Source organism: Achromobacter sp. GQ309 (assembly GCF_059759315.1).
In genome coordinates, this window is sequence record NZ_JCAXDP010000003.1 from 358,048 (window position 1) to 382,583 (window position 24,536).

The 24,536-nt window shown below is 65.5% G+C and carries 23 protein-coding genes; 11 read left to right on the top strand and 12 right to left on the bottom strand.

What is annotated here, in order from left to right:
* Positions 1 to 78: 78 nt before the first annotated feature.
* The 8 genes from AC6CIE_RS11040 to fdxA form a co-directional block, all read right to left on the bottom strand.
* Entirely contained in the window at positions 79 to 1,293 is a 1,215-nt protein-coding gene (locus tag AC6CIE_RS11040) for an ABC transporter substrate-binding protein (protein ID WP_056568137.1), read from the bottom strand.
* Between the two features lie 64 nt (positions 1,294 to 1,357).
* A complete protein-coding gene (locus AC6CIE_RS11045) occupies positions 1,358 to 2,068 on the bottom strand; it encodes an ABC transporter ATP-binding protein (protein WP_062840538.1) in 711 nt (236 codons plus the stop codon).
* Positions 2,065 to 2,838 carry an ABC transporter ATP-binding protein gene (locus tag AC6CIE_RS11050; RefSeq protein WP_175122982.1) on the bottom strand — a complete coding sequence of 258 codons (774 nt, stop codon included), beginning with the start codon at positions 2,836 to 2,838 and terminating at the stop codon, positions 2,065 to 2,067. The genes AC6CIE_RS11045 and AC6CIE_RS11050 overlap by 4 nt, the downstream gene beginning before the upstream one ends.
* 352 nt (positions 2,839 to 3,190) lie before the next feature.
* Complete coding sequence (gene nth / locus AC6CIE_RS11055) at positions 3,191 to 3,826, bottom strand: endonuclease III (RefSeq protein ID WP_175122981.1); 636 nt, start codon at positions 3,824 to 3,826, stop codon at positions 3,191 to 3,193.
* Positions 3,823 to 4,467, bottom strand: a complete 645-nt coding sequence (gene rsxB / locus AC6CIE_RS11060; RefSeq protein WP_452004656.1) for an electron transport complex subunit RsxB — start codon at positions 4,465 to 4,467, stop codon at positions 3,823 to 3,825. Before rsxB ends, nth begins: the two co-directional genes overlap by 4 nt.
* A 78-nt stretch (positions 4,468 to 4,545) precedes the next feature.
* Positions 4,546 to 5,772, bottom strand: a complete 1,227-nt coding sequence (locus AC6CIE_RS11065) for a polyhydroxyalkanoate depolymerase (RefSeq protein WP_218345243.1) — start codon at positions 5,770 to 5,772, stop codon at positions 4,546 to 4,548.
* A gap of 212 nt (positions 5,773 to 5,984) precedes the next feature.
* Complete coding sequence (locus AC6CIE_RS11070; protein ID WP_218345242.1) at positions 5,985 to 6,785, bottom strand: ferredoxin--NADP reductase; 801 nt, start codon at positions 6,783 to 6,785, stop codon at positions 5,985 to 5,987.
* Positions 6,786 to 6,828: 43 nt separating this feature from the next.
* Entirely contained in the window at positions 6,829 to 7,152 is a 324-nt protein-coding gene (gene fdxA / locus AC6CIE_RS11075; protein WP_006218015.1) for a ferredoxin FdxA, read from the bottom strand.
* Between the two features lie 157 nt (positions 7,153 to 7,309).
* On the opposite strand from fdxA, the gene pncB reads away from it, so the two are divergent.
* Complete coding sequence (pncB, locus tag AC6CIE_RS11080) at positions 7,310 to 8,485, top strand: nicotinate phosphoribosyltransferase (protein WP_175122977.1); 1,176 nt, start codon at positions 7,310 to 7,312, stop codon at positions 8,483 to 8,485.
* 72 nt (positions 8,486 to 8,557) lie between these two features.
* Positions 8,558 to 8,908, top strand: a complete 351-nt coding sequence (locus tag AC6CIE_RS11085) for a RidA family protein (protein WP_056321843.1) — start codon at positions 8,558 to 8,560, stop codon at positions 8,906 to 8,908.
* 106 nt (positions 8,909 to 9,014) lie between these two features.
* Here the strand turns inward: AC6CIE_RS11085 and AC6CIE_RS11090 are convergent, their stop codons facing one another.
* Positions 9,015 to 9,524 carry an NAD(P)H-dependent oxidoreductase gene (locus tag AC6CIE_RS11090; protein ID WP_175137327.1) on the bottom strand — a complete coding sequence of 170 codons (510 nt, stop codon included), beginning with the start codon at positions 9,522 to 9,524 and terminating at the stop codon, positions 9,015 to 9,017.
* On the bottom strand, positions 9,521 to 10,354 hold the full coding sequence (locus AC6CIE_RS11095; RefSeq protein WP_343737036.1) for a M90 family metallopeptidase: 834 nt from the start codon (positions 10,352 to 10,354) through the stop codon (positions 9,521 to 9,523). The genes AC6CIE_RS11090 and AC6CIE_RS11095 overlap by 4 nt, the downstream gene beginning before the upstream one ends.
* A 108-nt stretch (positions 10,355 to 10,462) precedes the next feature.
* On the opposite strand from AC6CIE_RS11095, the gene AC6CIE_RS11100 reads away from it, so the two are divergent.
* A complete protein-coding gene (locus AC6CIE_RS11100; RefSeq protein ID WP_218345239.1) occupies positions 10,463 to 12,742 on the top strand; it encodes a RelA/SpoT family protein in 2,280 nt (759 codons plus the stop codon).
* Positions 12,743 to 12,838: 96 nt separating this feature from the next.
* On the opposite strand, the gene AC6CIE_RS11105 is transcribed toward AC6CIE_RS11100, so the two are convergent.
* Entirely contained in the window at positions 12,839 to 14,152 is a 1,314-nt protein-coding gene (locus tag AC6CIE_RS11105) for an MFS transporter (protein WP_175122973.1), read from the bottom strand.
* 190 nt (positions 14,153 to 14,342) lie between these two features.
* Here AC6CIE_RS11105 and argE point away from each other — a divergent pair, with 190 nt between their 5' ends.
* The 7 genes from argE to AC6CIE_RS11140 all read left to right on the top strand — a co-directional run bounded on the left by argE (position 14,343) and on the right by AC6CIE_RS11140 (position 22,378).
* A complete protein-coding gene (gene argE / locus AC6CIE_RS11110; RefSeq protein WP_175122972.1) occupies positions 14,343 to 15,494 on the top strand; it encodes an acetylornithine deacetylase in 1,152 nt (383 codons plus the stop codon).
* A 120-nt stretch (positions 15,495 to 15,614) separates the two neighbouring features.
* On the top strand, positions 15,615 to 16,814 hold the full coding sequence (trpB, locus tag AC6CIE_RS11115; protein WP_498092225.1) for a tryptophan synthase subunit beta: 1,200 nt from the start codon (positions 15,615 to 15,617) through the stop codon (positions 16,812 to 16,814).
* Positions 16,815 to 16,816: 2 nt separating this feature from the next.
* Complete coding sequence (gene trpA, locus AC6CIE_RS11120; protein WP_175122970.1) at positions 16,817 to 17,680, top strand: tryptophan synthase subunit alpha; 864 nt, start codon at positions 16,817 to 16,819, stop codon at positions 17,678 to 17,680.
* A gap of 37 nt (positions 17,681 to 17,717) precedes the next feature.
* On the top strand, positions 17,718 to 18,593 hold the full coding sequence (accD, locus tag AC6CIE_RS11125) for an acetyl-CoA carboxylase, carboxyltransferase subunit beta (protein WP_175122969.1): 876 nt from the start codon (positions 17,718 to 17,720) through the stop codon (positions 18,591 to 18,593).
* 287 nt (positions 18,594 to 18,880) lie between these two features.
* On the top strand, positions 18,881 to 19,429 hold the full coding sequence (locus AC6CIE_RS11130) for an acyloxyacyl hydrolase (protein ID WP_063956455.1): 549 nt from the start codon (positions 18,881 to 18,883) through the stop codon (positions 19,427 to 19,429).
* A gap of 302 nt (positions 19,430 to 19,731) precedes the next feature.
* Positions 19,732 to 20,739: a Bug family tripartite tricarboxylate transporter substrate binding protein gene (locus AC6CIE_RS11135; RefSeq protein WP_498092226.1), complete on the top strand. Its 1,008-nt coding sequence runs from the start codon at positions 19,732 to 19,734 to the stop codon at positions 20,737 to 20,739.
* 91 nt (positions 20,740 to 20,830) lie between these two features.
* Complete coding sequence (locus tag AC6CIE_RS11140; protein WP_498092227.1) at positions 20,831 to 22,378, top strand: UxaA family hydrolase; 1,548 nt, start codon at positions 20,831 to 20,833, stop codon at positions 22,376 to 22,378.
* 67 nt (positions 22,379 to 22,445) lie between these two features.
* Here the strand turns inward: AC6CIE_RS11140 and AC6CIE_RS11145 are convergent, their stop codons facing one another.
* A complete protein-coding gene (locus AC6CIE_RS11145; protein WP_498092228.1) occupies positions 22,446 to 23,381 on the bottom strand; it encodes a dihydrodipicolinate synthase family protein in 936 nt (311 codons plus the stop codon).
* 171 nt (positions 23,382 to 23,552) lie between these two features.
* Between AC6CIE_RS11145 and AC6CIE_RS11150 the strand changes: the two genes are divergently transcribed.
* A complete protein-coding gene (locus AC6CIE_RS11150; RefSeq protein ID WP_175184242.1) occupies positions 23,553 to 24,449 on the top strand; it encodes a LysR family transcriptional regulator in 897 nt (298 codons plus the stop codon).
* The last annotated feature ends 87 nt before the right edge of the window (positions 24,450 to 24,536 follow it).

The window sequence follows — 24,536 nt, forward strand, 5'->3', positions numbered from 1 at the left end:
ACGGAAGGAAGCGAGCTAGTCAGGAGGAATGCGGCCGGGCCATCGGCCCGGACCGCATCCGGGATCACAGGGGCCGGTTTATTTCTTGACCAGCTTGCAGGTGGACTCGGACAACTTGGTGTAGACCTCGTCGCCAGGCAGCGTCGCCACCACCTTGTAGTAGTCCCACGGGCCCTTGGATTCGGCCGGGGTCTTCACTTGCATCAGGTACATATCGTGGACCATGCGGCCGTCTTCGCGCACGACGCCGCCTTGGGCAAAGAAGTCGTTCACCTTGTTCGACTTCATCCACTTCATCACGTCGTCGCCGTTATCCGAGCCGGTGGCCTTGACGGCGTTCAGGTAGAACATCGCCGACGAGTAATCGCCCGCCTGCAGCATGGACGGCTTGCGGCCGACCTTGGACTCGAACTTCTTGGACCAGGCGCGCGAGGCGTCGGATTGATCCCAGTACCAGCCGTCGGTCAGGTACATGCCCTTGGTGGCATCCAGGCCGAGCGAGTGCACGTCGTTGATGAACACCAGCAGGCCGGCCAGCTTCATGGTCTGCGTGACGCCGAATTCGTTGGCGGCCTTGACCGTGTTGATGGTGTCGCCGCCGGCATTGGCCATGCCCAGGATCTGCGCCTTGGACGATTGCGCCTGCAGCAGGAAGGACGAGAAGTCCGAGGCGCCCAGCGGTGCACGCACCTGGCCCTTCACTTCGCCGCCCGCGGCCTTGACGACCGCCATCGTGTCGCGCTCGAGCGCGTGGCCGAAGGCATAGTCGGCAGTCAGGAAGAACCAGCTCTTGCCGCCGTCCTTCACCACTGCCGAACCCGTGCCGCGCGCCAGCGCCACGGTGTCGTAGGCGTAATGCACGGTGTAGGGCGAACATTGCGCATTGGTCAGGTCGGACGAGCCGGCGCCCACTGCGATGAAGGGCTTCTTCTTTTCAGCGGCAACCGCTGCCATGGCCAGGCTGGTGGCCGAGTTGGTGCCGGCGATGATGACGTCGACCTTCTGCTGGTCGAACCATTCGCGGGCGCGTGCCGAGGCGACGTCGGCCTTGTTCTGGTGGTCCGCGGAAACGATTTCGATCTTCTTGCCGTTGACCGTGCCGCCGAAGTCCTCGACAGCCATGCGTACGGCTTCCAGGCCCGCCTTGCCGTCGATGTCGGAGTACACGCCCGACATGTCGGTGATGAAGCCGATGCGGATGACATCGTCGGAGATACCTTGAGCGTGGGCGGTTGCCCCCGCGAATCCCAGGCCCGCCATGGCCAGTGCAGCAGTGATGGTGTGCAGCTTCATGGGATGACTCCTCTTCCCTACAGTGTGGTGTTTGCCGGGGTTCCGGCGGATGACACAGGTTGCTTTAGACGCCCAGCAGTTCGTTGAGCGTGTCCTGTTTTTCTGAAAGTTCGGCGGCTTCGAAGTGCTCGACGATCTGGCCGTGCTCCATGACGTAGAAGCGGTCGGCCAGCGGCGCGGCGAAGCGGAAATTCTGTTCCACCATGACGATGGTGTAGCCCCGCTGCTTGAGCGCGGTGATCATGCGGGCCAGCGCCTGCACGATGACGGGCGCGAGGCCTTCGGAGATTTCATCCAGCAGCAGCAGGTTGGCGCCGGTGCGCAGGATGCGCGCGACGGCAAGCATCTGCTGTTCGCCGCCCGACAGGCGCGTGCCGGGGGAATTGCGGCGCTCCTGCAGGTTGGGGAACATGTCGTAGATCTCGGCCAGCGACATGCCGCCGCCCAGCGAACCGACGACGGGCGGAAGCAGCAGGTTTTCTTCGCAGGACAGGCTGGCGAAGATGCCGCGTTCCTCGGGGCAATAGCCGACGCCCAGGTGGGCGATCTTGTAGGTAGGCAGGTCGATGGCTTCGGTGCCATGGATGCGCACCGAACCCTTGCGCGAGCCGGTCAGGCCCAGGATGGCGCGCAGCGTCGTGGTGCGGCCGGCGCCGTTGCGGCCCAGCAGCGTGACGACTTCGCCCTGTCCGACGCGCATGTCCACGCCGTGCAGGATATGCGATTCCCCGTACCAGGCGTTGAGGCCCGAAATTTCGAGTGCGGGGGTGCTCATGCGTGCGCTCCTTGAAGTTCGCCGTCGGTCGTGCCCATGTAAGCCTGCATCACGGCCGGATGGCGGGAGACTTCGGCGTAGGAACCTTCGGCCAGCACCGAGCCGCGCGCCAGCACGGTGATGGTGTTGGCGATGGAGGACACGACATTCATGTTGTGTTCCACCATGAGGATGGTGCGCCCGGCGCTCACGCGCTTGATCAGTTGCGTGACGCGGTCCACGTCTTCGTGGCCCATGCCCTGGGTGGGTTCGTCCAGCAGCATCAGCTCGGGCTCCATTGCCAGCGTGGTGGCGATCTCGAGCGCGCGCTTGCGGCCGTACGGCAGGTTGACCGTGGTTTCGTCGGCAAAGCCGCCCAGGTCCACCTGTTCAAGCAGCGCACGCGCGGGCTCGTTCAGGGCAGCCAGGCGCTTGTCGCTTTGCCAGAAGTGATAGGACAGGCCGGTCTTGCGCTGCAGGCCGATCCGCACGTTCTCGAGCACGGTCAGGTGCGGGAACACCGCCGAGATCTGGAACGACCGGATGATGCCGCGCCGGGCAATCTGCGCGGGGCGCTCGCCGGTGATGTCGATGCCATTGAACTTGATGCTGCCCGACGTGGGCGCCAGGAATTTGGTCAGCAGGTTGAAGCATGTGGTCTTGCCCGCGCCGTTAGGCCCGATCAAGGCATGAATCTCGCCCCGCTTGATACGCAAATCGACCCCGTTGACCGCGACGAAGCCGCGGAACTCCTTGGTGAGGCCTTTTGTCTCCAGGATTGTGTCATCCATGTTCGCTGCACCAGCGTTGTATTTATATGGTCTCTGCCTGGCGTCATTGCGTCAGGCCCCCGCAGGGTTCGAAAACTGTTTTCGTGCGTAGTTTTCTTATGAGTTGCCGGCGAGTATGCGGACGTCGCAATCAAAATTCCATGAGGGTTTGTCATAGGTTTTGCACTGCGGAAAGGGCAATTGTCGGCATGCCGACAATGCTGTCTGCATAGGGGGAGAAAGGGAGCCCGATATGCAAATGCATTGCAGCAATTACGCGTTGATCGTCATCAAGATGTTATGCGCGAATAGGCGAGGGAAAACCCGGTTTTCCACTCGCATAATCTGCGGCCGCGTGCGCGCGCCGGATGCTTTATGCAGGGGTTTTCTGCTTGAATTCGCAGAGATCGGAAATGCCGCATTGGGGGCATTTCGGTTTGCGCGCCACACAGACGTAGCGGCCGTGCAGAATCAGCCAGTGATGCGCGTCCAGCAGATATTCCTGCGGCACGAACTTCATCAGTTTCAGCTCGACTTCCAGCACGTTTTTTCCGGGTGCAATACCGGTGCGATTCGAGACACGGAATATGTGCGTGTCCACTGCCATCGCCGCTTGCCCGAACGCGGTGTTGAGCACCACGTTGGCGGTCTTGCGGCCCACGCCGGGCAGGGCTTCAAGCGCCTCGCGCGTCTGCGGCACCTGGCCGCCATGCTGCTCGATCAGGATCTTGCAGGTGGCGATCGCGTTCTTTGCCTTCGTGCGGAAAAGGCCAATGGTCTTGATGTAGTCGGCCAGCCCTTCCTCGCCCAGCGCCGCCAGCGCCTCAGGGGTGCCGTACTGCGGAAAGAACTTGCGCGTGGCGATGTTGACCGACTTGTCCGTGGCCTGCGCCGACAGCAGCACGGCAATCAGCAACTGGAACGGCGTGTCGTATTCCAGTTCGGTGGTGGGGCTGGGGTTGGCCGCATGCAGGCGGGCAAAGATCTCTCGGCGTTTGGCGGCGTTCATGACTGCGTGGGATTGCGGCGGGCCCGGGCGCGGGCCAGTGCGGATTCGATGGCGGAGCGCTTGCGGTCTTCTTTTTGCGCGTCCTCGGTTGCGGGCGCGGCGGGGGCGGGCGCTTCCGGGATGTCGGGCGCCATCAGGCGCGCGTTGTCGGCCGCCAGGCGTTCGGCGCGCGCCAGGTGGTTGCGATGGCGCTGGCGGCTGATTGCGGCGTCTTCGCTGGTCCATGCGCGCCCGGCCGGCACCATCTCGATGCAGTCCACCGGACAGGGCGCCACGCACAGGTCACAGCCCGTGCACCAGTCGTCCAGCACGGTGTGCATGTGCTTGTTCGCGCCGACGATGGCGTCGACCGGACAGGCCTGGATGCACAGCGTACAGCCGATGCAATGCGATTCGTCGATGCGCGCGACCAGCAGCGGCCCGGGTTCGCCGCGCGACAGATCCAGCGGCAGGAGAGGCGTGCCGAGCAGCGCGGCCAGTGCGGCGACGCCGTCGTCGCCGCCGGGCGGGCAGCGGTTGATCGGCGCGGCGCCCTCGGCGATGGCGTCGGCATAGGGCCGGCAGCCGTCGTAACCGCATTTGGTGCATTGCGTCTGAGGCAGCAAGGCGTCAACGCGGTCGGCTAATGAGCGACAGGACATGTAAAGCCAGTAATGAAAAGGGGCCGCTCGGGCCCCGGGGTACGGATCAGGTTGCCGGCGGCCGGCGCGGGGCCGTCGTCAAGCCGATTGCCGGATGAACTCGGCAATTTTAGGACAGATCATTTCGCGCCACCGGCGGCCCGAGAAAATGCCGTAGTGGCCGCAGTTCGGCGCGGTGTAGTGCGACTTGCGGTCGGCCGGGATGTTCTTGCACAGCTTGATCGCGGCGCGCGTCTGGCCCTGACCGGAAATGTCGTCCAGTTCGCCTTCGATGGTGAACAGCGCGACGCTCTTGATGTCAGCCGGGCGCACCAGCTTGCCGTCGACTTCCCAGGTGCCGTTGGGCAGGTCGAAGTCCTGGAACACCATGCGGATCGTGTCCAGGTAGAACTCGGCCGGCATGTCCAGCACGGCGTTGTATTCGTCGTAGAAGCGGCGGTGCGCTTCGGCGTCGCTGTCGTCGCCACGCAGCAGGTCCAGGTAGAAGTCGTAATGCGACTTCATGTGGCGGTCCGGATTCATGGCCATGAATCCCGCGTGCTGCAGGAACCCCGGATACACGCGGCGGCCGGCGCCCGGATAGCGGGGCGGCACGGGGTGGATCACCTGGTTCTCGAACCACGAATAAGGTTTGGTGGTGGCCAGGCGATTGACCTGCGTGGGCGACTGGCGCGGGTCGATGGGGCCACCCATCATCACCATGCTGCGCGGCTGGCAGGGATCGTTGGCGGACGCCATCAGGGACACGGCGGCCAGCACTGGCACCGTGGGCTGACAGACGGAAATGACGTGAACGTCCGGGCCCAGGTGGCGGATGAAGTCCTGCACGTAGCGCACGTAGTCGTTCAAATGGAAGGGACCGGCTGCCAGCGGCACCATGCGCGCGTCGACCCAGTCGGTCACATAAACGTCGTGATTGGGCAGCAGGGCGCGCACGGTGTCGCGCAGCAGGGTGGCGTGGTGCCCGGAGAGCGGGGCGACCAGCAGGACCTTCGGATCATCCTTGCCGGCCAGCCGCACGTCGCGCTGGAAGTGCACCAGGCGGCAGAAGGGCTTGTCCAGGGCAACGGCTTCGATCACGCGGGCGGACTTGCCGCCAATCTGGGTGGTGGGCAGATTCCAGGCGGGCTTCTGGTATTCCTTGCCGATACGGGTCATCAGCTCGTACCCGGCAGCCATCTGGCGGGAGATCGGGGTATAGGCGAGCGGGCTGTAGGGGCTGGAGAACAGCTGAGAACCGGCGTCCGTGAATGCAGCGAACGGAGTCAGGAAAGCGCGCTGCATTTCGTGCAATTGGTACAGCATTTCGGGGAAGTCCTTCTGGGTCGAGCGTGTGCCCCGATTATTGCTCCGGGGCGTAACGATATTTCCAATCAGCCTGAAGAATGTCCGGCAAACTGCCCTGTTTTGTTGCTAAAAAGCGACCCGTCATGTGTTACGCACCAGTTTAGGGCCGCGTTAATGCCTTGCGGTGATACCAAATGGTGGATTTACGGACTACGCCACGCGGTGGCGGATCACCAGTAGTTTTCAACCGCCAGGTTGCCCGGAATGCCGCGGCGCCCGGGCTTGAACCCACGATCACCCAGCAATTTGCGTGCCTCCGTCAGCATGGCGGGGTTGCCGCACAGCATGACCTTGGCGGTCTCGGGATCGAGCGGCTGGCCGGCCAGCTGCTCCAGGCGGCCGTCGGCGATCAGCGTGGTGATGCGCGCTTGCGGCATGCCGGGCACGGGTTCGCGCGTGGCGATGGGCAGGTAGACGAGCTTGCCGGGGTCGGCGGCAAAGACGTCGGCCAGGGCCGGATCGCGGCGCCAGCCGTCGATTTCGGCGCGGTAGGCGAGTTCGGCGGCGGTGCGCACGCCGTGCACCAGAATGATGCGGTTGTAGGCGCGCCAGACGGCGGGGTCGCGCAGGATGGACAGGTACGCCGACAGGCCGGTGCCCGAGGCAAGCAGCCACAGGTCGCCGCCGGGCGCAAAGCGCTCCAGCGTCAGGAAGCCGTAGGGGGCCTTTTCGACATACAGCGCGTCGCCGGGCTGCAGACGCGCCATGCGCGGGCTGAACAGGCCTTCGGGGACGACGATGGAATAGAACTCCAGGCCCGGCTCATGCGGGGCCGACACCATGGAGTAGGCGCGCCAGATCGTGGGCGGACCATCGGGGTCTTCAGCGCCGGGCAGGCCGACCCGGGCGAACTGGCCCGGCAGGAACGTGAAGGCCTCGTCCCGCGTCACGCGCACGGAGAACAGTTTGTCCGGCACCCAGGTGTGGACGCTGGTGATGGTCTGGCGCGTGTATTTGGAGTCGTCGGTCATCGGGACATCGCACGAAAGCGCCGGCCTGGCCGGCGTCCGTGGATTACTTTTCCAGGTATTGCAGCTTGTCCTGCTTGCCGTTCCAGTCGTCGGCGTCGGGCAGGGGCTTCTTGGCACGGCTGATGCTGGCGAATTCCGGAGAGAGTTCGGCATTCAGCGCGATGAAATTGAGTTGGTCCTGCGGCACGTCTTCTTCGGCGTAGATCGCGTTGGCGGGGCATTCGGGGATGCAGACCGCACAGTCGATGCATTCGTCCGGGTCGATCACGAGGAAGTTCGGACCCTCACGAAAACAGTCCACCGGGCACACGTCGACGCAATCGGTGTACTTGCACTTGATACAGTTTTCGGTGACTACGTGGGTCATTCAGGAACTCCGGGGCTCGGCGGCAGATGTGTCTTAATGGGCGGATTTTACCCAATGCCGCGCGGATGTGTCGGCAATACCCGTATTGACAGCGTGGCACTTCGTGCCGAAGGCCCTGTTCTTCATGCTATGGTGTCGCGAAACGAAACGCGCAATCATGATTATTACTTCGCTGCTCGACACCGACCTGTATAAATTCAGCATGATGCAAGTGGTGCTGCATCATTTCCCCGCTGCCCAGGTCGAGTACCGGTACAAATGCCGTACAAAGGGCGTGGATTTGCGCCCCTATATGGACGAAATCCGCCAGGAAGTGCATCAGCTTTGCCAATTGCGCTTCACGGACGACGAACTTAAATATCTGGGCAACTTGCGCTTTATCAAAAGCGACTTTGTTGATTTCCTTCGTCTGTTCCACATGCCCGAGCGCTGCATCCACATCAGCGAAGGCGAGGGACCCGGTGAAATCAGCATCGAGGTCAAAGGCCCGTGGCTGCACACGATCCTGTTCGAGATCCCTGTGCTGGCCATCGTCAACGAGGTCTATTTCCGCAACACGCGCAAGCATCCGGACTGGGAAGAAGGCCGCAAGCGCCTGCAGTCCAAGATGCACCTCGTGCTGGACGATCCCGCGCTGGCCGACTTCCGCGTGGCCGAATACGGCACGCGTCGCCGCTTCTCCAAGGCCTGGCACGAAGAGATCGTCACCACCCTGAAAGCCGAGATGGGGCCGCATTTCGCGGGTTCCAGCAACGTGCTGCTTGCCAAAGAGCACGACGTGCTGCCGCTGGGCACCATGGGCCACGAATACCTGCAGGCCTGCCAGGCGCTCGGTCCGCGCCTGCGCGATTCGCAGGTGTTCGCGCTGGAAGTGTGGGCCAAGGAATACCGCGGTGACCTCGGCATCGCGTTGTCCGACGTCTACGGCATGGATGCGTTCCTGCGCGACTTCGACATGTATTTCTGCAAGCTCTTTGACGGCGCGCGCCACGATTCCGGCGATCCCTTCATCTGGGGCGAGCGTCTGCTCGAGCACTACCGCAAGAACCGCGTGGATCCGCGCGCCAAGACCCTGGTGTTCTCGGATTCGCTGACCTTCCCGCGCGCCATCGAGCTGGCGCGCCAGTTCTCGGGGCGCTGCAAGGTGTCCTTCGGCATTGGCACCAACCTCACCAACGACCTCGGCCACGAGCCGCTGCAGATCGTCATGAAGATGGTCCGCTGCAACGGCCAGCCGGTGGCCAAGGTGTCGGATGCGCCCGAGAAGACGATGTGCGACGATCCCGCCTACCTGGCCTATCTGCGCCAGGTTTTCCAATTGCCGCCCGCCTGACGACGCCCACGCGCCGCACGCGGGCAGCTTTGCCCAGTTCCACCCAAACCACTCGACTCTAGGGGAATTCTCATGAGCAGCATCAAGCGCTTTCACGTGACCAAGCGCCTGTCGGACATGGCCGTGTACAACGGCGTGGCCTACCTGGCAGGCCAGGTGCCGGACGATGCCACGCTGGACATCACCGGCCAGACCGAGCAAGTGCTCGCCACGATCGACCGCCTGCTGGCCGAAGCCGGCACCGACAAGACCAAGATCCTGATGGCCCAGATCTACGTGGCCAACATGAAGGAATTCGACGGCATGAACAAGGCCTGGGACGCATGGGTCGCCGACGGCAACTCGCCCCCCCGCGCCACCGTTGAAGCCCGCCTTGCCAACCCCGACTACAAGGTCGAGATCGTGGTGACGGCCGCGCTTTGATGAACGGTCAGGGCCGGCTGCGGCTGGTCCTGTGAAAAAGCCCTCTGGCGTGAGCCGAGGGCTTTTTTTGCTCTGATGTCAGACACCGGTGGTGCAGAGCGCCGCCTCACGCGCCCATCAGCATCATCCCCGCCAGCAGGCCGCCCAGTTCCTCGCAGCGCACCAGATCCGCGGTCGGCACCGTCTTGGCCGCCAGGATCTGCGCCGCCGTCTGCGCGCCCATGTTCACGATGACGGCCGGCGCCACCGCCGTCAGCCGCCAGCCGGTGCAGATGCGTTCGACCTGCCGGGCCGCGCCCGAGCCGTCGCTGCCCGCGCTGATCAGGGCGGCATAGGGCAGTCCCTGGATGCGGTCCAGCACCGCGTAGTAATTGCGGTCGAAGAACTCCTTCATCTCGCCGCTCAGGCTGGCAAGGTTCTCGGGGGCGCAGAAGAGAAATCCCTGGCTGGCCAGCAAGGCATCGGCATCGACGTCCCGCGCGCGCCGCAGTTCGATGTGCAGATCGTCCGGCTGCTCCAGGGCCGCGGCCGCCGCCGCCGCACCGCGCGCCGCGGCCTGCGCCATCTGCTGGGCCGCGCCCGTGCGCGAATGCCAGACGATCAGCAACTGCTTCATGCGAATCTCTCCAGCGGATCCTGCCGGTAATAGGCCCGCAGCATGGCATACCACTCGGGCAGCGCTTGCTGCATGGGAAGGGGATCCACGAAAAAGTGTTCCGAACTGACCGCGAAGAACTCGCCTTCGTCCGTGGCGGCGTAGGGATCCATCGGCAACTGGCCGTACCAGGCGTCCGCTTCCTCGCTTTCGGGGTCCACGTCGTGCGGAATCGCCGCTTCCACGGCGTCGACCGCCGCGATGAAGCGGTCCAGGCTGTCGTCCAGCACCTGTCGCCACGCGCGCGGCTTGATGTCGGGATGCGCCGATAACGACGGCATGCCGTCCGCAAAGCCCGAGCGCAGGTCCAGCTTGTGGGCGAACTCGTGGATCACCACGTTGAAGCCGCCCTCGGACAGCTGCGTGTCTTCCCACGACAGGACCAGCGGCCCGCCTTCCCAGGCTTCGCCCGCGGCGTCCTCGATGTACTCGTGGACCACCCCGTCTTCGTCCTCGCGCGTCCGGGGGATGCGAAAGCTCGCGGGATACACGATGATCTCGTCCCAGCCCTCGTACAGTTCGGGCGTGAGATTCAGGATGGGCAGGCAGGCCTGCGCGGCGATGGACAGCCGCATGAAGTCCGAGACCTCCAGCCCCTGCGCGCCATTGATCGTCTTGCTGGCAAGCAGCCAGGCGGCGCGCGCCTGCAATTGGGCGGCTTCGCTTTCGGTCAGCGCCGCCAGGAATGGGTAGGTGTCCAGCACCTGCCGCCAGAGTTCGGGCGGGATGCGGGCCTGCATCTCGGCGACCTCGGACGGGCGGGCGCCGCGGCCCTTCAGCCAGCGCAACATAAGCTTTGGTTCCTTCCATATGCCGGGATGCGGCAGTGTGTTCAGGGTGACTGAACCCTAGTGTAGAGTGTCGAAATATTCAACCCGATGCCTGCGCTACGCCCCGTCATGTCCGCCCCGCCCGTTCCCGATGCGCCTTCGCCATTTGACGCTTCCTGGCGGCAGGAGGCCGGAGCGGGCCTGGATGCCGAAGGCCTGGCATTGCTGGACCGGGTCGCTTGCTGGGCCGAGCCTCGCTTCCAGGGCCAGAACGCCCTGACGGGTGAGCCGCTGGCCGGCCATGCCGCCGGCGTCGTCCGTATCCTGGCGGCCTTGCACACCGATGCCGCCACGCGCGCCGCCGCCCTCCTGGCCGCGCTGCCCACCGATCTGATGGCCCCCGCGCCCTCGTTGCGCAACGATCCCATCGCCGTCGCCTTCGGCGCGGAAATCGCGCGGCTGGTGCAGGGCGCCTATGCGTTGCTGCGCCTGGGCGTGGTGGCCCGGCAGGCCAGCGATGCGTCGGCCGAAAGCGGTTCGCAGAAGGAAATGCAGCGCAAGATGCTGCTGGCCATGGCCGCCGACCTGCGCATCGTGCTGATGCGCCTGGCGTCCCGGCTGCGCACGCTGCGCTGGCACGCCGAGAGCAAGGCGCCGTGCTCGCCCAGCTTCGCCCGCGAAACGCTGGACCTGTACGCGCCGCTCGCCAACCGGCTGGGCATCTGGCAGATCAAGTGGGAAATGGAAGACCTGTCCTTCCGCTTCCTCGAACCCGACAAGTACAAGCACATCGCCCGCCTGCTCGAAGAAAAGCGGGTCGAGCGCGAGGCGTTCATCGCGGGCGCCATCACGCGCCTGCAGCAGGCGCTGGCCAAGACCGGCATCGACGCCGAGGTCAGCGGCCGGCCCAAGCACATCTACAGCATCTGGAACAAGATGCGCGTCAAGCGCCTGGATTTCTCCCAGATGTACGACCTGCGGGCGCTGCGCGTCATCGTCGACGATGTGCGGGCCTGCTACACGGCGCTGGGCATGGTGCACGAGATGTGGACGCCGCTGTCCGACGAGTTCGACGACTACATCTCGCGGCCCAAGCCCAACGGCTACCGGTCGCTGCACACGGTGGTGGCCGACGACGACGGCCGTCCCTTCGAAGTGCAGATCCGCACGCGCGAGATGCACCAGTTCGCCGAATACGGGATGGCCGCGCATTGGCGCTACAAGGAAGCGGGCGCCAAGGGCGGGCAGGTTGCGGCTTCCAGCGAATACGACCGGCAGCTTGCCTGGATGCGCCAGCTGCTGGCCTGGAACACCGATGTCGAGGGTGGCGAAAACACGCCGCCCGAGCCCGCCAAGCCCGCCACGGGCCGGGCCGCCGCGGGCAAGAGCCGCGGCGCGGTGACGGCGCCGGCGCATACCGACGAACGCATCTACGTGCTGACGCCCCAGGCGCGCGTGATTGAACTGCCCGCCGGCGCCACGCCGGTGGACTTCGCCTATCACCTGCACACCGACCTGGGCCACCGCTGCCGCGGCGCGCGCGTCGATGGGCAGATGGTGCCGCTGCAGACGCACCTGTCCACCGGCCAGACCGTGGAGATCATCTCCGCCAAATCCGGCGGCCCGTCGCGCGACTGGCTCAATCCCCAGCTTGGTTTTCTGGCCAGCCCGCGCGCCCGCGCCAAGGTGCGGATGTGGTTCAACGCGATTGAACTGCAGCAGCGCATCACGCAGGGGCAGGCGCTTGTCGAAAAGGAATTGCAGCGCCTGGGCAAGACGGCCATCAATCTGGAACAGCTGGCCCAGAACCTGGGTTTTGCGCGGGCCGACGACCTTTACGTCGCTGCCGCCAAGGAAGAATTCAGCCTGCGCCAGATCGACGCGGTGTTCCAGCAGCCGGCGCCCGCGGTCGAACCCACGCCGGCGGCCTTGCGGCACGCCAGCGCCGGCAGCGCCGAGAAAAGCGGCAAGAGCGGCGTGCTGGTGGTGGGAGTGGGGTCGCTGCTGACGCAGTTGGCCCGATGCTGCCGCCCGGCGCCGCCGGATGCGATCTCCGGCTTCGTGACGCGGGGGCGCGGCGTGTCCATCCATCGCCGCGACTGCCACAGCTATCTGGCGCTGGCTGCGCGCGAGCCCGAGCGCGTCATCGAAGTGGCGTGGGGCGAAACGGCCGACACCTTCTATCCGGTGGACATCAGCGTGCGCGCGCATGACCGCTCGGGCCTGTTGCGTGACCTGTCCGAAGTGTTTGCGCGCCTGCGTCTGAACGTCGTGGGCGTGAACACGCAGAGCAAGCAGTCGCTTGCCCATATGGTGTTCACGGTGGAGGTGCGCGGCGGCGAATCGCTGTCCCGCGCGCTGGATGCGCTGGCCGAAGTGCCAGGCGTGTCGTCGGCGATGCGCCGCTAGGCGCAGTTTCCGGCAGCGAGAACCGCTGCCGGATCATTTCCCGCCGTGCCCGCCGCTGGCGCGAAGGCCAGGCGGCGGCACGCGGCGGTTCAGCCCTCAGTGTTCCAGTTCTTCATGCGCGCGGTCGCGCATGTAGAACGCGGCGACCAGACCCAGCGCCACGCCAAACATCACGTAGTAGGCAGGCGCCATGGGCGAGCCGGTGGTCTTGATCAGCCAGGTCACGATGAACTGTGCGAAGCCGCCGAAGATCATCACGGCCACGTTATAGGCCAGCGACAGGCCAACCGAACGCACGCGCGCCGGGAACAGCTCGGCCATCACCGTGCTGAACACGCCGAAGAACGCCGACACGAAAATGCAGACCACGACCTGCACGGTCAGCAGGCGGCCGATCGACGGCGCGTCCGACAGCCAGAAGTACAGCGGGTACAGCACGATCAGGTAGCCGATCAGCGAGCCGATCACGAGCGGACGGCGGCCGATGCGGTCGGACCAGGCGCCCATGAACGGGGTCAGCACCACCATCAGGGCCGCGCCGGCCATCTGCACCAGGAAGGTCTGGTTCAGCGGCAGCATCAGCACCTTGGTCGAATAGGTGACCAGGTACGTGAACGTGATGTAGATCGACACCGTGGCCGTCACCACAAGACCCACGCCGATCAGCGTCTCGCGGGTGTGGGTGCGCAGCATCTGGCCCAGCGACAGGCGCTTGACTTCACCGCGTTCGGCGGCCTGGCGGTCGGCTTCCTTCATCTGCTTGAAGGCGTCGGTTTCGTCGACGTTGCGGCGGATATAGATGGCGATCGGCACAATCACCAGGCCGAAGGCGAAGGGCAGGCGCCATGCCCAGTCGGCAATCTGCTGCTCGGTGAAGAACTCGGTGATGAGCGTGCCGCAGGCCGCGCCGATCAACAGGGCCAGCATCTGGCCCGCCATCTGCCACGAGCCATAGAAGCCGCGCTTGCCGTTGGGGGCCATTTCGATCAGCAGCGCCGTCGACGTGCCGAATTCGCCGCCGGCCGAGAAGCCTTGCAGGAGGCGCGCGATCAGGATGAAGATCGGGGCCAGGATGCCCGCCGCGTGGTAGGTCGGGGCGACCGTGATCAGCGCGATGGACACGGCCATGAGCGAGGTCACCAGCACCATGGCGGCCTTGCGGCCCTTGCGGTCGCCGTACAGGCCCAGGATGATGCCGCCCACGGGGCGCATGAAGAAGCCCACGCCGAAGATGGCGGTGGTCATCAGGATGGCGTTCAGTTCGCTGCCGGGGACGCTGGGGTCGGTGGGAAAGAACAGTTTGGCGATGATCGGCGTCATGAACGCGAACACCAGGAAGTCATACCATTCGAGCGCGTTGCCTATTACCGCTGCCACGATGTTGCGTGTGGGGACTGCTTTGTGCTGCACGGGATCTCCTTGGGGGCTTTAATTTCCGGGCGACATTCTAGGCGGTGCCGCCCCGGCCGTCTTGCGCGTCGTCCGAAAAGCGGCCGATCGGAAGTTTGCGCCTCGTAAACCGGCCATCCAGACGGCGCTCGTCCGGGACGCGGCCGCCGCCTGGCTTTACACTGCGTCTTTTCTCCACGAGAGTAGTGACATGAACGCGCGCACCTGGCTGGAAACGCTGGTTGGCTTTGACACCACCAGCCGCAATTCCAATCTTGCCCTGATCGAAACCGTCCGTGACTGGCTCAAGGGCCAGGGCGTCGAGGCATGGCTGGCGCACAACCCCGAGCGCACCAAGGCCAACCTCTTTGCCACGCTGCCGGCGCAAGACGGCAACCAGCAGGGCGGCATCGTCCTGTCAGGCCACACCGACGTGGTGCCCGTGGATGGTCAGGACTGGAGCACGGACCCGTTCAAGCTCGTCGAAAAAGATGGCCTCCTCTATGGCCGCGGCGCCTGCGACATGAAAGGCTTCATCGCCGGATCGCTGGCCCTGGTGCCCGAATTCCTGGCCATGCCGCGCAAGAAGCCGATCCACCTGGCGTTCTCCTACGACGAGGAAGTCGGCTGCGCGGGCGCGCCTTACATGCTGGCAGACCTGCACGAGCGCGGCATCCGCCCCGAGGGCTGCGTGGTGGGTGAGCCCACCGGCATGCAGGTGGTCGTGGCTCACAAGGGGATCAACCTCTTTCGCTGCAAGGTGCACGGCAAGGCGGCCCACTCGTCGCTCACACCGCGCGGCTGCAACGCCATCGAATATGCCGCCCGCCTGATCTGCCGCATCCGCGACCTGGCTGACAGCTTCAAGGCCAACGGCCCCTACGACCAGTTCTACGACGTGCCGTTCTCCACGATGACCACCAACCAGATCCGGGGCGGCATCGCGGTCAACACCATCCCCGAGCTGTGCGAATTCACCTACGAATTCCGCAATCTGCCGGGCATGCGACCGGACGACATCCAGGCGGAAGTCGAAAAATACGTGCGCGAAGAGCTGCTGCCGAAGATGAAGGCCGAATTCGACGGCGCCACCATCGAGATCGAGACTGGCGCCGCCGCGCCCGCGCTGGAAGCCTCGGAAGAAGCCGCCATCACCCAGCTGGTGCGCGCCCTGACCGAAGACCGCGCCACGCGCAAGGTTGCCTACGGCACCGAAGCCGGCCTGTTCCAGGGCATCGGCATCCCCACGGTGGTCTGCGGCCCCGGCCATATCGAACAGGCCCACAAGCCCAACGAATACGTGGCCCTGGACCAGATGGCCGCGTGCGAAACCTTCCTGCGCCGCATGGGCCAATCCCTCTGACGCGCGGAGCGCCCGGGGGCGGGCGGCACGCCGGTGCCGTCCGCGTCAGGTAAAATGCCGGGTTGCAAACCGGATTTGCGGCTGGCATTGGCCTGCCGCGATCCCGGGGGAGATGCTGTGGTGAAACCTTACGACTTTCCGGATGCCAAGGGCCATTTCGGGCCTTATGGCGGTGTTTTCGTGGCGGAAACGCTGATGCACGCGCTTGACGACCTGCGCGCCTCCTATGACCGTTACCGGGTCGATCCCGCCTTCCTCGAAGAGTTCAACTACGAGCTCAAGCATTTCGTGGGCCGGCCCAGCCCGGTCTACCATGCCCGGCGCTGGTCCGAACTCGTGGGCGGCGCCCAGATCTGGTTCAAGCGCGAAGACCTGAACCACACCGGCGCGCACAAGGTCAACAACTGCATCGGCCAGGCTCTGCTGGCCAAGCGCATGGGCAAGCCGCGCGTCATCGCCGAAACCGGCGCCGGCCAGCACGGCGTGGCCACCGCCACGGTCGCGGCCCGCTACGGCATGGAATGCGTGGTGTACATGGGCAGCGAAGACGTACGCCGCCAGGCCTCCAACGTCTACCGCATGAAGCTTCTGGGCGCCACGGTGGTGCCCGTGAACTCCGGTTCGCGCACCCTGAAGGACGCGCTGAACGAAGCCATGCGCGACTGGGTCACCAACATCGAAAACACGTTCTACATCATCGGCACGGTGGCGGGTCCCGACCCCTATCCCCGCATGGTGCGCGACTTCCAGACCGTCATCGGCAACGAATGCCTGACGCAGATGCCCGAAGCCATCGGCCGCCAGCCCGACTACGTCGTGGCGGCGGTGGGCGGCGGCTCCAATGCCATGGGCATCTTCCATCCCTACATCCCCCACGAAAACGTGCGCCTGATCGGCGTCGAGGCGGCGGGCGAGGGCATGGACAGCGGCAAGCACGCCGCATCGCTGGCCGCGGGCCAGGTGGGCGTGCTGCACGGCAACCGCACCTACGTCATGCAGAACGCCGACGGCCAGGTTCAAGAAACGCATTCGGTCTCGGCCGGCCTGGACTACCCCGGCGTCGGTCCGGAACACGCCTGGCTCAAGGATTCGGCCCGTGCCGAATACGTCGGCATCACCGACGACGAAGCCCTGAAGGCCTTCCACGACTGCTGCCGCATCGAAGGCATCATGCCCGCGCTGGAGTCGTCGCACGCCATCGCCCAGGCCGTCAAGATGGCCGCCACGCTACCGCGCGACGCCGTCATCCTGGTCAATCTGTCTGGCCGCGGCGACAAGGACATGCACACCGTCGCCGAACGCGCCGGCATCGAGCTCTGAACATGACAACCCGCACCGATCGCATTGCCGCGGCTTTCGCGCGCACCGCAGAATCCGGCCGCGCAGCGGCCCTGATTCCCTACATCGCCGCCGGCGATCCTTCCCCCGCCGCCACGGTGCCGCTGATGCACGCGCTGGTTGACGCCGGCGCCGACGTCATCGAACTGGGCGTGCCGTTCTCGGATCCCATGGCCGACGGCCCGGTCATCCAGCGCGCCGCAGACCGCGCCATCGCACAAGGCGTGGGCCTGGCCCGCGTACTGGAGCTGGTGGCCGACTTCCGCCAGCGCGACACCGAGACGCCCGTGGTCCTGATGGGCTACGCCAATCCCATCGAACGCATGGGCCAAGCCGAATTCGCCAGCCGTGCCGCGCAGGCCGGCGTGGACGGCGTGCTGGTCGTGGACTACCCGCCCGAAGAAGTCATCGAGTTCGCCGCCACCCTGGGCGAACACGGCATTGCGCCGATCTTCCTCTTGGCGCCCACCTCCACTGAAGACCGCATCAAGGCCGTCGCGGCCGTGGCACGAGGCTATGTGTACTACGTGTCGCTCAAGGGCGTGACGGGCGCTGGCTCGCTGAACACCGACGACGTCGCCGATCGCGTGGCCGTGATTCGCCGCCACGTGCGCGACATCCCGGTTGGCGTGGGCTTCGGCATCCGCGACGCCGAAAGCGCCCAGCGCGTGGCGCGCGCCGCCGATGCGGTCGTCATCGGCAGCAAACTGATTGAAACCATGGAGCAGGCGGTCGCCAACGCACCGGCTGCCCAGCAAACCGACGCCGCAGTCGCCGCCGCCAGCGGCTGGCTGCGCACCATCCGGCAGGCGCTGGATCAAGTAAAACGAGAGAACGCGTCGGCCTGAGCGGCCGGGTCGCGATCTCAAACGGGATGAATACTCAATGAGCTGGATCGATAAACTCCTGCCGCCTCGCATCAACAAAACCAGCGACAGCGGCGCCCGCCGCGTGCCCGAAGGCCTTTGGGTGAAATGCCCGTCGTGCGAATCGGTGCTGTATAGCGAAGACCTGGCAGCCAACCTCCACGTCTGCCCCAAGTGCGACCACCACATGCGGATCGGGGCTCGCGCCCGCATCGATTCGCTGCTGGACATGGAAGGCCGCGTTGAAATCGGCCAGAACACACGTTCGGTCGACACCCTGAAGTTCAAGGACACGCGCAAGTACCCCGAGCGTCTGCAAGAGGCCGTCAAGGCAACGGGCGAGAGCGACGCGCTGGTCGTCATGAGCGGCTCGATCCGCGGCGTGCCCGCCACGCTGGCCTGCTTCGAATTCGAATTCATGGGGGGCTCGATGGGCTCGGTGGTGGGCGAGCGCTTTGCGCGCGGCGCCCAAGCGGCCCTCGACAACAAGACCCCGTTCATCTGCGTAGCCGCCTCGGGCGGCGCGCGCATGCAGGAAAGCCTGCTGTCGCTCATGCAGATGGCCAAGACCAACGCCATGCTGACCCGCCTGTCGGCCGCCGGCCTGCCGTTCATCAGCGTCCTCACCGATCCCACCATGGGCGGCGTGTCGGCCAGCTTTGCCTTCATGGGCGACGTGGTCATCGCCGAACCCAAGGCCCTGATCGGCTTTGCCGGTCCGCGCGTGATCGAACAGACCGTGCGTGAAAAGCTGCCCGAAGGCTTCCAGCGCGCCGAGTTCCTGCTGCAGAAGGGCGCCATCGACATGGTTGTCGACCGCCGCCAATTGCGCGAGGAAATCGCCCGCCTGCTGGCGCTGCTGACCAACCAGCCGGCGGACGTGGTCACCGCCTGATCGGGCCGACATTGCCGGGCTGCCGCTTGCGGCTGCATCGGCATCAATAGACATGCCGCCGGTCGCTTCTCGCGCCTGGCGGCATTTTGTTTTTCCGCAGCAGGGTGAACCCCTGGGCACGAGACTTGCTCCAGCCGCCTAGCGCAATTTCACCTGCGTGAATCCCGCGATTTTCGGAACAGTCTTTTTCACGGCGCTTTGTTGCCATATTGCGACATGCGCGCAGCGTGTTGGTCCGGATTTTGCTAATGTTCCCCGTTAGTCCAGAAATAGATGGAGTTGATCCCATGCAGTCGACGAAGAAGAAAATGCTGACGCGCCTTGCCGGCCTTGCCCTGGCAGGGGTTGCCACCTTTGCTAGCGCCCAGTCATCCGAGGGCACCCAAGGTGGCGTCAGCCTGCACTATGGCATTGGCGACCACTACAAGCGCCTGACCCTGAACTACGAGACTGCCTCGCTCTGGACCTATCAATTCGGCGGCAACTGGGGGCGTCTGGACCTGACGCCCGAATTCGGCGCGTCGTATTGGCAAGCCGACGGCTCGCGTTCGCCGGGCCACGTCTGGCAGTTCAGCGCCATCCCCATGTTCCGCTGGTGGACCGGCGAACGCTTCTACATCGAAGCGGGTATCGGCGCCACGCTGTTCTCCAGCACGCGCTTTGCCGACGAAAACATCAGCACGGCCTTCCAGTTCGGCGACCACGTTGGCGTGGGCTTCCTGGTCACGCCGAACAACCGTATCGGCGTGCGCTATTCGCACTTCTCGAACGCCAGCATCAAGCGCCCGAACCCGGGCCTGGACGTGGTGCAGCTCACCTACACGTACCAGTTCTGATCGCATGGCGCCGGAGCGGCGCGTGCTCGCGTGATTGCGCGCCCCGCTCGCAGATCTTGAAAACCACCCATCTGGGTGGTTTTTTTTGCCCTGCCCGTGTGCGTGTCCCTGCCGCTCGTCGTCGCAGGAACGACAAAAAAATTATGTTTTGACTGCGTGTCCACGTACTTGTTGGTGTTGAGTGCAATGGCCAGAATGCCCTGGCAGCACCCAAAACCACAACGAGCCGTCGCTCGGGCTACCGATCCGCCGCTGCACGCGCGGGCGCGGCCAGATCCGGCAGGCGGCACATGGAGACTCAGATGAAACACCCCTGTACGCAGGCGCGCCGCTTGGTGCGCATGGCCGGCGCCGCTGGCCTGGCCCTTGCCCTGGCCACCGCCTCGTCCGCCGTCCTGGCCGACGACTTCCCGAACAAGCCTTTGCGCATGGTCGTCGGCTTCGCGCCGGGCGGCGGCGCGGATATCGTGGCCAGGCTGGTCGGCGCCAAGATGGCCGAGAGCCTGGGCCAGCAGGTCGTGGTGGAAAACCGCGCGGGCGCCACGGGCACGATTGCGGCCGACAATGTCGCGCGTTCCCCCGCGGACGGCTATTCGTTGTTCCTGGGATCGCAATCCACCATGGTGGTGGCGCCGTCGCTGTTCCCCACGCTGCCGTTCAAGCCCGAGACCGATTTCGAGCCGGTATCGCAGGTCGTGACCATGCCGCTGATCCTTGTGGTCAATCCGGCGCTGATCGACGTCAAGAGCGTCGGTGAACTCACCGAGCACATCCGGAAGGCCGGCAACGGTGCGCTGAGCTACGCGTCGTCCGGGCAGGGCGGCCCGCAGCACATCGCGGGCGAGCTGTACGCGCACCGGGTCGGCACGAAGGTCACGCACGTGCCGTACAAGGGCGAGTCCGCGGCCATTGCCGACGTGTTGGGCGGTCATGTGCCCTACATGTTCGCGAACCTGCCGGTGGCGCTGCCGCACATCGCGTCAGGCAAGGTCCGCCCGCTGGCCATCACCAGCCTCAAACGCGATCCGAAGGCGCCCGAGATTCCGACGCTGGCCGAATCGGGCTTCAAGGACTTCGAGGTGTCGACCTGGTACGGCGTCTTTGCGCCGGCCAAGACGCCCAAGCCCGTGGTCGACAAGCTCTCCGCATCGATCCGCTCTGCATTGGAGCAGCGCGACATGCAGGCCAAGTTGAGCGAGCAGGGCTTCACCGTGGTCGGCAGCGACTCGGCCGACTTCAGCCGCTTCGTCGGCGCCGAACTGCCGCGGTGGTCGGTGCTGATCCGCGATATCGGCATCAAGCCGGAATAGCCTGGACGCTTCGCCTGGGCGCCGCTCAGCCGGGCGCCCCTAGCCGGGCGCCCCTTAGCCGGGCGCCCCTTCATCCATCCGAGACAACGACATGATCGACTTCACCGAAAAACGCGCCGCCGGCCCCGTCATCCGGCTGCATTCCGCCGATAACGTCGTGGTGGCGCGCGTGCCTATCGGCATCGGCACCGCCGTGCCTGCCGAGGACCTGGTCAGCCGCAGCCAGGTGCCCGCCGGGCACAAGATCGCGGCGCGCGACCTGCGCGCGGGCGAACCCATCCTGAAATACAACGTGTGCATCGGCTTTGCCGCGACGGACATTCCCGCCGGCACCTACGTGCATTCGCACAACATGGACTTCCAGGAGTTCGACCGCGACTACGCACATGCTCGTGACTATGTGCCGACGCCTTTGCTGCCTGAACCGGAGCAGGCGCAATTTCAAGGCATCGTCCGGGCGAACGGTCAGGTGGGCACGCGCAACTACATCGGCATCCTTGCCACGGTGAATTGTTCGGCCACGGTGGTGCATCGCATTGCGTCCGCCTTCACGGACGAGGTGATGGCCGCCTATCCCAACGTGGATGGCGTCGTCGCGCTAAGCCACGGCATGGGCTGCGGCATGGAAATGTCCGGCGAGCCCATGGACCTCCTGCGGCGCACGATGGGCGGGTACGCCTGTCATGCGAACTTTGCGGGCGTGCTGATCGTTGGCCTGGGCTGTGAACGCAATCAGCTTGATGCGCTGCTCAAGGACCAGGGCCTGGAAGCGGGCGCGCGGCTGCAGACATTCATCATGCAAGAGACCGGCGGCACCCGCAAAACGATCGAAGCCGGCGTCGCCGCGGTGAAGACAATGCTGCCCGCCGCCAACGACGTGCGCCGCGAGCCGGTGTCCGCGCGTCACCTGAAGATCGGCCTGCAGTGCGGCGGTTCGGATGGCTTCTCGTCGATCACCGCCAACCCTGCGCTGGGCGCGGCCATGGACATCCTGGTGCGTCACGGCGGCACGGCGATCCTGTCCGAGACGCCGGAAATCTACGGCGTCGAACATACGCTGACGTCACGCGCGCGCAGCCGGGAAGTGGGCGAGAAGCTGGTCCAGCGCATCCGCTGGTGGAAGGAAGAGTATTCCCCGGGCCGCGACGTGCAGATCAACGGCAAGGTCAGTCCCGGCAATCAGATGGGCGGTCTGGCCAACATCTTCGAGAAGTCGCTGGGCTCGTCGATGAAGGGCGGCACCACAGCGCTGATGGAGGTCTATCGCTACGCGGAGCCGGTCCGGCAGCCCGGCATGGTGTTCATGGACACGCCGGGTTTTGATCCGGTGTCGGCCACGGGGCAGATCGCCGGCGGCGCCAACATGATCTGCTTTACGACAGGCCGCGGGTCGATGTTCGGCGCCAAGCCGGTGCCGTCGATCAAGCTTGCCACCAACACGCCGATGTACGAGCGGCTGACCGAAGACATGGACGTCAATTGCGGCGACATTCTGGACGGCACCGCCACGCTGCAGGAGGTGGCGCAGCGCATCTTCGAAGAGATCCTGCGCGTGGCCTCGGGCGCGCGCAGCAAGAGCGAGTTGCTGGGGTTGGGCGATCACGAGTTCGTGCCCTGGAACATCGGCGTCGTGAGCTGACCGCTTCCGCAACGCGTGAAGATCAGCGGACGGTCATGCGTGACCGTCCGCGCAGCGGGTCGGACGCTCAGGCGTCCGACAACGAGTCGGCGCCCGGCATGTCGAAGCCGTTGGCCTGCAATGCGGTCTTCAGTGCGGCCGTCTGCGCGGCATTCAGCTCGACCAGGGGCGGACGCACCGTGGCCCACGCCGCATCGCCCGACTTCCAGGCAATGGCGGCCTTCATCGCGGGAATCATCGGGAACTGCTGGAACACGTTGCGCGTGGCGTTCAGCCCGGCCTGGCGCTCATCGGCGTCCGCCTCCTGCCAGCGCTGCTGCAGCGCCACGATGGGACCCGGATTGACGTTGCCCGTGGCCGTGATGCAGCCCACGCCGCCTGCGCGCAGGGTCTGCAGCAGGAATGCCTCGCTGCCCGCATACACCTGGAATCCGCGCGGCGTGAAACGCTCGATCATCGCCGCCGTGTTGGCCCAGTCGCCGCCACTGTCCTTCACGCCGGCCACGATGCCGGGGTAGCGGGTCAGCAGGCGGTCGATCAGGTCCAGGCTGAGCGGCACCTGGCTGACGGGCGGGATGTGATACAGGTACAGGCGCAGCTTGTCGTCGCCCACGCCTTCGATCAGCTCGGCAAAGTAGCGGAACAGGCCTTCATCGCTGACGCCCTTGTAGTAGAAGGGCGGCAGCACCAGCACGCCCATGCTGCCGCTGCGCACGGCATGCTGCGTCAACGCAATGGCGTCGGGCAGCGCGCATGCGCCCGTGCCGGGCATCAGCGCAGACGGCTCCACGCCGGCTTCCAGCAGCGCATCGAGCAGCGTGTGCTTTTCCGAGAGCGACAGCGAATTCGCCTCGGAGTTGGTGCCGAAAATGGCCAGTCCGACGGACTGTTCGCGCAGCCAGCGGCAGTGCTTCACGTAGCGCCCCAAGGCCGGGCGGTAGCGTTCATCGAACGGCGTCAGGACCGGCGAAAAGACGCCGGGAATGCGGGCAGGGGTCGTCATGTCTCTACTCGTTATTGGATGGGTGAAAAGGACGCGCCGCGGCCGCGCGGCTGCGATTTCCGATTCTGGCACCGATCCGCCCACCGAACATCTGCTGTTTAATGGGTTCAATCCATAAAATTGTTGTGGTTTGCCGCAGAGCGCGCCACACGTCCAAAAGAAGGGGAGACCGTGGATACGCGATATGTGCAGAGCTTTGTGTCGGTCATTGAAAGCGGCTCGCTGGCCGAGGCGGCGCGGCGGCTGGATCTGACGCCCGCCGCCATCGCCGCGCGCGTGCGCACGCTGGAAGAAGAACTGGGCGCCACGCTGGTCAAGCGCGTCGGCCGCAGCGTCAAGGCGACCGAAGCCGGCTTGAAGGTGCTGGAGCGCGCCCGCAGCGTGCTGCGCGAGGTGCGCGATCTGCGCGCCAGCGCCACCGACGATGCGCCGCTGGGCGAGCTGCGCCTGGGCGTCTCGGCCTCGGCACTGACTGGCATCATGCCCATCGTGCTGGCCCGCCTGTATCGGCGGATGCCCAAGCTGGCGGTCTTCATGGAACCCGGCACTTCCAACCATCTGTACCACCGCGTCATCAACGGCGACCTAGACGCGGCGTTCATCGTCAAGCCGCAGTTCAACCTGTCCAAGGGCTACGCATGGAAGCTGGTGACCGAGGAGCCACTGGTGGTGCTCGCGCCGCCCGATACGCCGGGCAACGATGCGCACGAACTGATGCGCACCCAGCCCTTCATCCGCTACGACCGCAACGTCTGGGGCGGGCGCCTGGCCGACCAGTACCTGCGCCAGCACGGCATCGCGCCCCGCGAGCGGCTGGAGGTCGATGGGCTGATGGGCATTGCCTGCATGGTCTCCGAAGGCTTGGGCGTGTCGCTGGTGCCCGACTGGGCGCCGGACTCGCTCGACAGCCGTCGCGTCAAGCGGGTGCTTCTGCCCGGGCGTGCGCCGTTGCGCCGGATGGGCATCCTGTGGGCGCGCCACATGCCGCATTCGGCGCTGGCGGAAGCCTTTGTGGAAGAGGCGGGCCGGGCGCTGGATCCGCAATCGCGCCGCTCCGTGGGCGACTGACGCATCGGTTGCGGCACGCCGCCCGCACATACTGAGGCCACAAATAAACACCCCGCAAACCGTTTCCGGTGTGCGGGGTGTTTTGCC